This window comes from bacterium (assembly GCA_026398675.1).
Classification (GTDB): domain Bacteria; phylum RBG-13-66-14; class RBG-13-66-14; order RBG-13-66-14; family RBG-13-66-14; genus RBG-13-66-14.
The window spans coordinates 1-8,895 of sequence record JAPLSK010000171.1; the positions used below are offsets into that span (position 1 = coordinate 1).

General features: G+C 63.3%; 7 protein-coding genes. 4 read left to right on the forward strand and 3 right to left on the reverse strand.

The window, feature by feature from the left end:
• Window positions 1-936 (reverse strand): NAD(+)/NADH kinase (locus NTW26_05425; protein ID MCX7021704.1); only part of this gene is annotated, 936 nt, incomplete at its 3' end.
• 301 nt (window positions 937-1,237) lie between these two features.
• Between NTW26_05425 and pta the strand changes: the two genes are divergently transcribed.
• Window positions 1,238-2,233, forward strand: a complete 996-nt coding sequence (gene pta / locus NTW26_05430) for a phosphate acetyltransferase (protein ID MCX7021705.1) — start codon at window positions 1,238-1,240, stop codon at window positions 2,231-2,233.
• A gap of 61 nt (window positions 2,234-2,294) precedes the next feature.
• On the opposite strand, the gene lepB is transcribed toward pta, so the two are convergent.
• Together lepB and NTW26_05440 are read right to left on the reverse strand one after the other, a co-directional pair.
• Complete coding sequence (lepB, locus tag NTW26_05435; GenBank protein MCX7021706.1) at window positions 2,295-2,939, reverse strand: signal peptidase I; 645 nt, start codon at window positions 2,937-2,939, stop codon at window positions 2,295-2,297.
• Window positions 2,940-2,946: 7 nt separating this feature from the next.
• Window positions 2,947-3,498 carry a hypothetical protein gene (locus tag NTW26_05440; GenBank protein MCX7021707.1) on the reverse strand — a complete coding sequence of 184 codons (552 nt, stop codon included), beginning with the start codon at window positions 3,496-3,498 and terminating at the stop codon, window positions 2,947-2,949.
• 731 nt (window positions 3,499-4,229) lie between these two features.
• Here NTW26_05440 and NTW26_05445 point away from each other — a divergent pair.
• From NTW26_05445 to NTW26_05455, 3 genes are all read left to right on the forward strand, one after another.
• On the forward strand, window positions 4,230-7,136 hold the full coding sequence (locus NTW26_05445) for a UPF0182 family protein (GenBank protein ID MCX7021708.1): 2,907 nt from the start codon (window positions 4,230-4,232) through the stop codon (window positions 7,134-7,136).
• Window positions 7,137-8,033, forward strand: coding sequence for a hypothetical protein (locus NTW26_05450; protein ID MCX7021709.1), 897 nt, complete (start codon window positions 7,137-7,139; stop codon window positions 8,031-8,033).
• 21 nt (window positions 8,034-8,054) lie between these two features.
• Window positions 8,055-8,895 (forward strand): mannose-1-phosphate guanylyltransferase (locus tag NTW26_05455; GenBank protein MCX7021710.1); only part of this gene is annotated, 841 nt, incomplete at its 3' end.

An 8,895-nucleotide genomic window follows, 5' to 3' on the forward strand; every position in this document is an offset into this window, starting at 1 on the left:
GTCGTGGGAGTGGTTCGTTCCCCAGAGGAGCTTGTCGCGCAGGACGCCGAAGAAATCGGGAGGGCCGATGCGGACCAGGGAGACCGTTTGTTCGGCGCGCCGGAGGTTGACACGGTCTTCGCCCGTCACCTCGACGCCCACCTGGCCGTCGGCGATGAGGACCAGCGGATTGGCCGAGCGGATGCGGACCTCCAGATCGAGGTCCGGGTCCAGGACGACGGGACGGATGTTGAGGGTGTGGGGGCTGATCGGGGTCAATAAAAAGGCGGAGATCCAGGGGGCGAGGACCGGCCCGCCGCAGGAGAGGGAGTAGGCCGTCGAGCCGGTCGGCGTGGCGACGATGAGGCCGTCGCCCTGAATGGTCCCCAGATACCGCTCGCCTATCTTCACGTCGAGCTCGCACACCCCGGCCACGGCGGGGCGGTGGAGCGCAATCTCGTTGAGGCAGCGCAGGACGACCCGCTCGCCGTCGGCGAAGGTCACCTCCGCCTCGAGCACGAGCCGGTCGTCCAGAAGATATTCGCCGGCCAGGAGGGCCTCCAGGGCCCCCTCGATGTGATCCACGGTGATTTCGGCCAGAAAGCCCATCCCGCCCACGTTGACGCCCAGGATAGGGACGGGGGCGTAGTCGGTGAGGCGCGCCGCGGTGAGGATGGTCCCGTCGCCTCCCAACGAGATTACCAGGTCGGTGTCGGCCGTCGCTGTATCCACCCGGCCCGCCCCGGGAAACTGGCGCAGGAAACGGTCGGGGGGTGCGTCTTTAGCCGGGGCCGCCGGCTCGATCAGACGGATGCCTTCCGCGGCGCACATCTTGCGGATGACATCGGCGGCCCCACCCGCCTCCGGCTTGGTCGGATTGACCACGAGGCCGATTTTCTCGAGCGGCTTGCCGGAGCGTCCGGGGGGTGGTTGGCGGTATGGCTTTACGTCGTGCATGTGCGTTACCCGCTCCAGAATACAACGGCAAGATTATAGACACCGTCTCCGGGCCCTGTCAACGCCGCCCAAGCCCCCAACGCCTGCTTAAATAACAGCTTACGGCTAAACGGAATCCTGCCTCAGGCAGAAGAGTTTTAAAACGCCGCCCTCGAAACGAGGTGACGCCCCCGGCGAAACGAGCAAACCGAGTAATGCCCCGGCAAAAAGTTTAATTAAACCGGGACTCTGGAGAGTATAATAGACTCCCGAAAAAGCAGTAACATCCCGGCTAAATATAAATTTATAAGGAGTCGTTCGCATGGACGTCATCGAGGGAATCATCGAACGGGCCAAGAAAAAGGGCGCCCACCTGGTCCTGCCCGAGGGGAACGACGAGCGGATGACGGCGGCGTATGCCCTGGTTCTCGCGCGGGGCATCGCCAAAAGGGTCACCCTCGTGGGCGACGAGGGTGAGGTGCGTGAGGCCGCCAAACGGGCCGGGGTCGAGGTTCAGCCGAGGGACATCGTGGATCCCGAGAAGGCCGAGAAACTCGGCGTTTACACCACGGGCATTTACGAGCGACGGAAGCACAAGGGCTTGACCCTCGACGAGGCGGTAAAGCTGGCCAAAGACAGGACCGTCTTCGGCATGGCCATGGTGGGTGCCGGTGACGCCGACGCCTGCGTTTCCGGCTGCGCCACCGCCAGCGGCCACGTCATCCGGGCGGCGCTCTGGACCATCGGCATGGCCCCGGGCATCCGCGCCATCTCTTCCAGCTTTCTCATGGTCCACCCGGACGGCCGCTGGGGCGTGGACGGGGTGCTGGTTTTCTCGGGCTGCGCCGTGATTCCGAACCCCGACGCCCTAGTGCTCGCCGACATCGCCGTGGCCGCGGCGCGGACCGCGCGCTCGCTTCTTGGCATCGAGCCGATTGTGGCCATGCTAAGCTACTCCACCAAGGGCTCGGGGTCCGGTCCCGACGTGGACCTGGTGCTCGAGGCCACCGCTATCGTGAAAAAGAGGGAGCCCGGGCTCGTGGTGGACGGGGAGCTCCAGCTCGACGCCGCCCTCGTACCCGACGTCGCGCAGAAGAAGGCGCCCGACTCCCCCGTGGCGGGACGGGCCAACGTGCTGGTCTTCCCCGACCTGAATTCGGGGAACATCGGCTACAAGCTCACCCAACGTCTGGCGGGCGCGGCCGCCATCGGACCTATCCTGCAGGGCGCGGCCAAGCCCATCTCCGATCTCTCCCGGGGCGCCTCCGTTGAGGACATCGTCAAGACGGCGGCCATCACAATCTCCCAGATGTCTTAGATCCGACCGACTTAAAAAGAAAGCGGACCACGGCGGTCCGCTTTTTCGCGTGGGGCGAAGGTCAGTTCAGGGGCAGGTTCATCCGGTCCCAACACACCCCCGCCCCCTCGGGAGAGAGTGAGTAGGAGAAGTAGATCAGGTCGGCCCGGCCGATTATCTCCTCTCCGGCTAAGAGCCCCCAGGAGCGGCTGTCCTTGGAGGCGGGGCGGTTGTCGCCCAGAACCAGATACTTCCCCGGCGGGATGAGCACCGGCTCGGTGAAGGGATTTTCGCCCGGGCCGGTCCCGCCGGTCATCCGGGTCAGGGAATCCGCAGAGAGGTATGTCTCCTCGACGGGCGTCCCGTTGAGGATGAGCCGGCCGCCCTCGATCTGCACCGTGTCACCCGGAATCGCCACCACCCGCTTGACGTACTCGTCCCCCGGCTCGAGGGGTGCGTTGAAGATCACGATGTCGCCGCGTTGTGGCGAGCCGTTCGGCCCGTCGAAGACGTAGCGGAGCTTGTCCACCAGGAGCCAGTCGCCCGGTTTCAGGGTGGGCTCCATGGAATCGGACAGAACGAAGGAGCTTTCGACTACCAGATTGCGCAACACGGCCAGAAACGCGATCACCAGGATGAGATCGGTGATCAACCCGCTGGACGGGCTCTGTCTCTGCCGGAAGCGGCGGTAGCGACGGCGAGCCGTCTCGATCAACCGCATTGGCATGGTTCTTCTACTCAGCGAAGAGCTTTTTCTCGATCAGGGCGGCGCCGGTCGGGGTGAGCCTCACCGTGCCGTTGCCCGGCATGTCCACGTACTTGTACTTCCTCTTCGCCTCGGACAGGCAGACCTGTATGTTGGCCGGAGCTTTCAGGCCGAGGTGGCGGAAGCACTCCGTGATTTCGTCGTGCAACACCGTCTTGCGTCCCAGAATCTTCTGGAGGTAGTAGAGGTAAAGGGTGCAGCGCTCGTAGTTGGAGTGTACCTTGGCCCCCTTGACGTAGTCCTTGAGTGACTTGACGCCCTCGCCGCCTTTGAGTTCGAGGGGGATGACGTTGATTTTTTTCGGTTTCGAGCGCGGCCTGCCGCGGCGCTTTTTGGGTTTGGCCGCCCGGGTCTTCGGCTTGGACGTTCGTGTTTTCGGCTGGGCGGCCAGCATGTCCAAGAAGCGCGCGAACTGCTCGTCAATGAACTCGCGCGTCCCCGTCGCTTTCCACGAACGGGCGGAGAGGTCTATCTCCACCGAGTAGGTCTCTGTCTCTTTGGACGGCTTGTTCTCGGGCATTGTCCACCTCGTGTCTGGTCCTTTTCAGGATACGTAACTCTTTTTAAGCTCCACCTATAAATTCACGAGTGAACGAGAAATCTCAAGAGCAGCCTAAGGGAACTCCAGGTAAATATAGGTCCGGTGGGGATCCGACCCGCAGTTCGATCAATGGCGGGACGCTCTCGAAGTAAACCGCGGCGAAGTGTTCCGCATCTCGCCCAAAAGAGGCGCTACCGCCTTGGTGGGCCGGAATTACAGGAGCCTATCCCGGTCCTCTTCGTCGAGAAAGACGAAGGCTCCGGCGAGATCGGCGGGATGGCTTTCGAGGACCGGCTCCCCTGGACCATGGGTATCGGTCCCGTCGAGCAGCCCTTGAAGCCTTTCCGCAATTACTTTCTCGTGTGATTCGGGGGGCATAGTATAGTAAAAGGTATCAATGAGTTGGTGGAACCTAAAAAAGCGACTGGGGGGTGATTGTACCGATAAATTTATTTCTGGTCAAGAAATATTTTTATTAATTATATGAGTTGCATTTTTTTGATAATCATAGAGTTCGAGTCCGTACACAATAATTCGTTAATTGATATGGTATTCCGGCGGCGGGGCTTCATGGTTGTGGCCTGTAAACGGGCCTTCGGTTTGTCTGGCACCGCGGTGCTTTTTTCTGGTACAATGCTCGAGGTGTTTTCAACCTGCCACCAGGGCCCGGCGCCCCTTAGGCCCGGCCCGGTTCTTCCGGGGTCACTCGAATGAAATGGATTTCCCGTAAGACGATAATGATCGTGATTGCGGTCATCGTCGGTCTGATCATCCTTATGGCCGCCCTCTCCGGATTCTTCGTGGATATCTTCTGGTACACATCCGAGGGCTACGCCGACGTATTCTGGACCCGCATCTGGTCCGCGGTGGGCTTCGGGCTCATCATCTTCGGCCTGTACGTGGTTGTTGTGGGCACGAGCCTCCTCCTGGCCTGGATCTTCAGCCGCCAGAAACCCCACGTCGTCGCCGAGGAGGCGGTCATGCTCCCCTCCTTCGGGGAGAAGCTCCGCAAATGGGGGGTTTGGCTATTTATCGCCGTGGGAGGGGCCTTCGCCATCATCAACGGCATCTCAGCCGGGGGTGAATGGCAGGTGTTCCAGCGCTTCCTCCACGCCACCAGCTTCGGTCTCCAGGATCCCGTCTTCGGAAACGACGTCTCCTTCTACGTCTTCAGGCTCCCCTTTTACAGGATGATCTACGACCACCTCTCCGGCGCCCTCCTCCTCTCGGCGGTCCTCATCGTGGTTTGGTACGTCTTCCGGAGGATGATCTGGATCGAGAGCTGGAAGCTGCGCACAAACACCCTGGTCAAGGGCCACGTTCTGGCCATGGTCGGCGGCATGTTCGCCCTGAAGGCCTGGGGTTACTACCTGGATAAGTTCGACATCCTGTTCACGGACCACGGCAAGTTCTACGGCGCCGGATACGCCGACGTCAACGCCAGCCTGCCCATGTACAACGTCCTTTTCTGGCTGACCCTGGCCTTCGGCGTCGCCGTGTTGGTCCTGACCTGGCTGAAGAGCAACAACCTCAAGATGCTCCTGATCATCGTGGCCTCTTTCATCGTGCTGCCGCTCGTCCTCCTCTACGCGGTCCCCTGGGCGGTGCAAACCTTCGAGGTCAACCCCAACGAGCTGCAGGCCGAGGAGTCCTACATCGGGAACAACATCACGATGACCCAGGCCGCTTACGGGTTGGACCGGATCACGCCGCGGGCTTTCGGCGAATCGGGCGAAGTGTTCGCGGTGAACGAGGGCCTCAGCGGGCTGGGGGAAGTTCTGGTCGAAAAAACCTCGACGGGCTCCACCAGCGGCGCGTCATTCACTCCCGAAGAGGTGGAGGGCGCCGGAGTCGGACCACTACTGACCCGCGCCGACATAGAGAACAACCGGCCCACCATTGACAACATCCGCATCTGGGATTGGCACAACCTGCGGCCCGTGTACGACCAGAAGCAGAGCTTCAAGGACTACTACGAGTTCGGCGAAGACGTGGACATAGACCGGTACACCCTGGACGGACGCCAGACGACGGTCACCCTCTCCCTGCGCGAGCTGAACCTGAACGGTCTTCCGGCGCAGGCCGACACCTGGCAGAACCGCCACCTGGTGTACACCCACGGCTACGGCGCCGTGGCGAATCCGGTGAACCTGAAGAGCCCCTCCGGCCAGCCCGTCTTCTACCTCCAGGACATCCCCCTGGTGAACCGGATGGAGGTCAAGCTCGAACGACCGCAGATTTACTTCGGCGAGGGCAACATGGACTACTCCTTCGCCCCGGCCTCGGAGCCCATCGAGATAGACTACCCCGTGGGGAACACCAACCAGCTCACCAGCTACGACGCCAGCCTCGGCGGCGGGATACCGGTGGGCGGGTTCTGGCGCCGCTTGGCCATAGCGATTAACCTGGGCTCGCTGGACGTGTTCCTCTCCGACTACATCACGCCCGAGAGCCGGCTTCTCATCCGCCGCAACATCCTGGAGCGGGTGGACGAGGTGGCGCCCTATCTCTACACCGACACCGACCCTTACCCCGTCCTGACCGACGACGGCATCTACTGGATCGTGGACTGCTACACCGTCACCAGCCGCTTCCCCTACTCCCAGCCGATGCTGGATAACGGGGGGAACTACATCCGCAACTCGGTGAAGGTTGTGGTCAGCGCCTACACCGGCCACATGGACTTCTACGTCATGGGCAAGGACCCCCTGATCGAGACCTGGACCAATGTCGTCCCGGGCATGTACAAGGATTTCTCGGAAATGCCCCCCGATATCCAGGCCCACGTCCGCTACCCTAACGCCCTTTTCGCCGTCCAGAGCCTGGTCTTCGCCACGTACCACATGTCCGACCCCCAGGACTTCTACAAGCGCTCGGACCGCTGGGAGATTCCGGGGCACACCAAGGAAGGCGAGCTCTTCGACGCCTACTACATGACCATGCGCCTGCCCGAGGAGGCCAAGGAAGAGTTCCTCCTGGTCACACCCTTCGTGCCCGAGGGGAAGACGATCATGGTGGGCTGGATGTGTGCGCGCTGCGATCCGGAAGCGTACGGCGACCTCGTGCTCTACACCTTCCCCCGTACCTCCACGATTTACGGGCCGGATCAGATAGACGCCCTGATGAACCAGTACCCCGAGTTCTCCAAGGAGAGAACCCTGTTGGGGGAGAAGGGGTCTCAGGTGGCTATGGGGCGGATAGTCATCATCCCCATCGAGAACTCCCTCCTCTACGTTGAGCCGGTTTACATCCAGGCCGAGGGGAACGCCATCCCCGAGCTGAAGTACATCCTGGTGGCCTACGGGAACCAGATAGCCATGTCCGACACCCTGGACGGGGCGCTCGACAAGCTCTTTGGCCCCGCGACCCCGATCACCGAGGAACCGGTCGTCCCGGAAGTGGGTGGGGAGACCCCGGTCGAGACGGTGGAAACCGGGGGACCGGTCATCCCGGCCGGTCTCGGCGAGCTGCGGGACCTCGCGCGTGAGCTCGACGCCGCCTGGAAGGACTACAACGAAGCCCGCGCCGTCGGCGACTGGGAGGCCTTCGGTCGCGCCGAGAAGCGGATCGAGAAGCTGCTCAATCGTCTGGACGAGCTGGCGGGGGGTAACCGGTAGATGAGAGCTGCGCCGCTCCTCCTTTTCGCCCTGGGCAGCGCCGTCGCGGCCTCCAATCTCACGGTACCGGCGGACGATCTGGTACACGGCGGGGGTCTGGTCTCCGTCGAGACCGGCGGCGTGTGGCTGACGGGCGGCCAGACCGGCTCCTGGGCCGAGTATGAGGTCAAGCTGCCCTCCTGGGTAAAAAGCTTCGCGGTGGACATCGAGTGGTGGTCCCCCAGGCCGGGTGACGGGATAGCGGTTTACCTCTACGACTACGGCGCCAAGGGTCCCGTCGAAATCCTCGGAGCCCCGGGGGGGCTGGATTTCCACTGGCGTCTCTGGAGCGTCTCCACGGACCGCTACGGCTTTTCATCCTCCTCCCCGCAATTCCTCCTCACCCGGGGCGGCAACCCCGGCGGTCTGCGCCCGGTGGACGACGCCTGGAGGGTCAGGCTCCTGGTCTACGCCGACGGGGGGCTCCCCTTCGTCACCGACGAGTCGGTCCGCCTGGAACGCGTCCGCTGGAACATCTCGGAACGCGACGAGCTGTGGAGCCCCGATTCGCCCAGTTGGGGCGCCCTCGTGGTCCCCGGTGACTCTTCGGGGTTCGATTTCGGGCGCGACCTCCTGGTCGCCTCGGCCACGGGAAGACCGCCCGTCGGTGAGGAGCTCACGGCCCGGGGACGGCTCCTGGCCATCCGCGCCGCCACGGTTCAGGCCCTCGCCCTCGCCGTGGCCTACATTGGGAACGTCATCCCCGACACGGTGAAACCCGACCAATTGCCCGGTTACCGCATCCTAAACCGGGAGCTGCTCGACGACGGCCGCTGGCTCGTGGAGATAGGGATCCCGTTGAACGGGCCCGGCGGGCTGGCGGATTTTCTGGGCTACATCGAGATTCGGCGGAAGTGATCCGCCGCCGAGCCACGAGTCGTGACTACCCCCGCAAAACCCGTCATTGCGCTGATGGCGGGGGGGAGCGGCCGGCGTTTCTGGCCTCTCTCCCGCTACCGGCAACCGAAGCAGCTCCTCTCCCTCGGCGGGGAGGAGAGCCTGCTGCGCGCGGCGTTCCTTCGAGCGCTGCTCCTGACCGATCCGGAGCGGATTCTCGTGGTGACCCGGGAAGATTTACAGGAGGTCACCTCCGCCGAGCTTCCCGGGCTGCCCAAGGATAATTTTCTCCTGGAGCCGCTGGGCGCCGACACCGCCCCCTGCGTTGGGTTGGTCGCCCTCGAGGCCCGCCGGCGGTACGGCGATCCGGTGCTGGTCATGCTGCCCGCCGATCACCGCATCGCGGACTCGGGCCGCTTCGCCGAGGTGGTGCGGAACGGCGTCGAAATAGCCCGGCGGGAAGACCTCCTCGTAGTGCTGGGTTTGCAGCCGACTCGTCCGGAGACCCAGTACGGCTACATCCAGGCGGGGGAGGTCTCACCGGACGGATACCGGCCCGTTCTCCGCTTTATCGAGAAACCGGGGACGGCGGAAGCCGAACGGTTTTCGTCGAGCGGCGGCCACTACTGGAACTCGGGCGTTTTCATCTGGCGCGCGAGCGTCGTTCTCAGGGCTCTCGAGCGGCACGCGCCCGGGGTTTTCCGTCCGCTGGAAACACTGTCCGGCCTTGCGGGGCCGTTATCCGGCGAGGTTCTGCGCTCCGCCTACAACGCGGTCGAGCGCATATCCGTGGATTACGCCGTCCTGGAACGGGCCGACAACGTGGTCATGCTGCCGGCGGATTTCGCCTGGGACGATCTGGGTCAGTGGACCAGCCTGCACC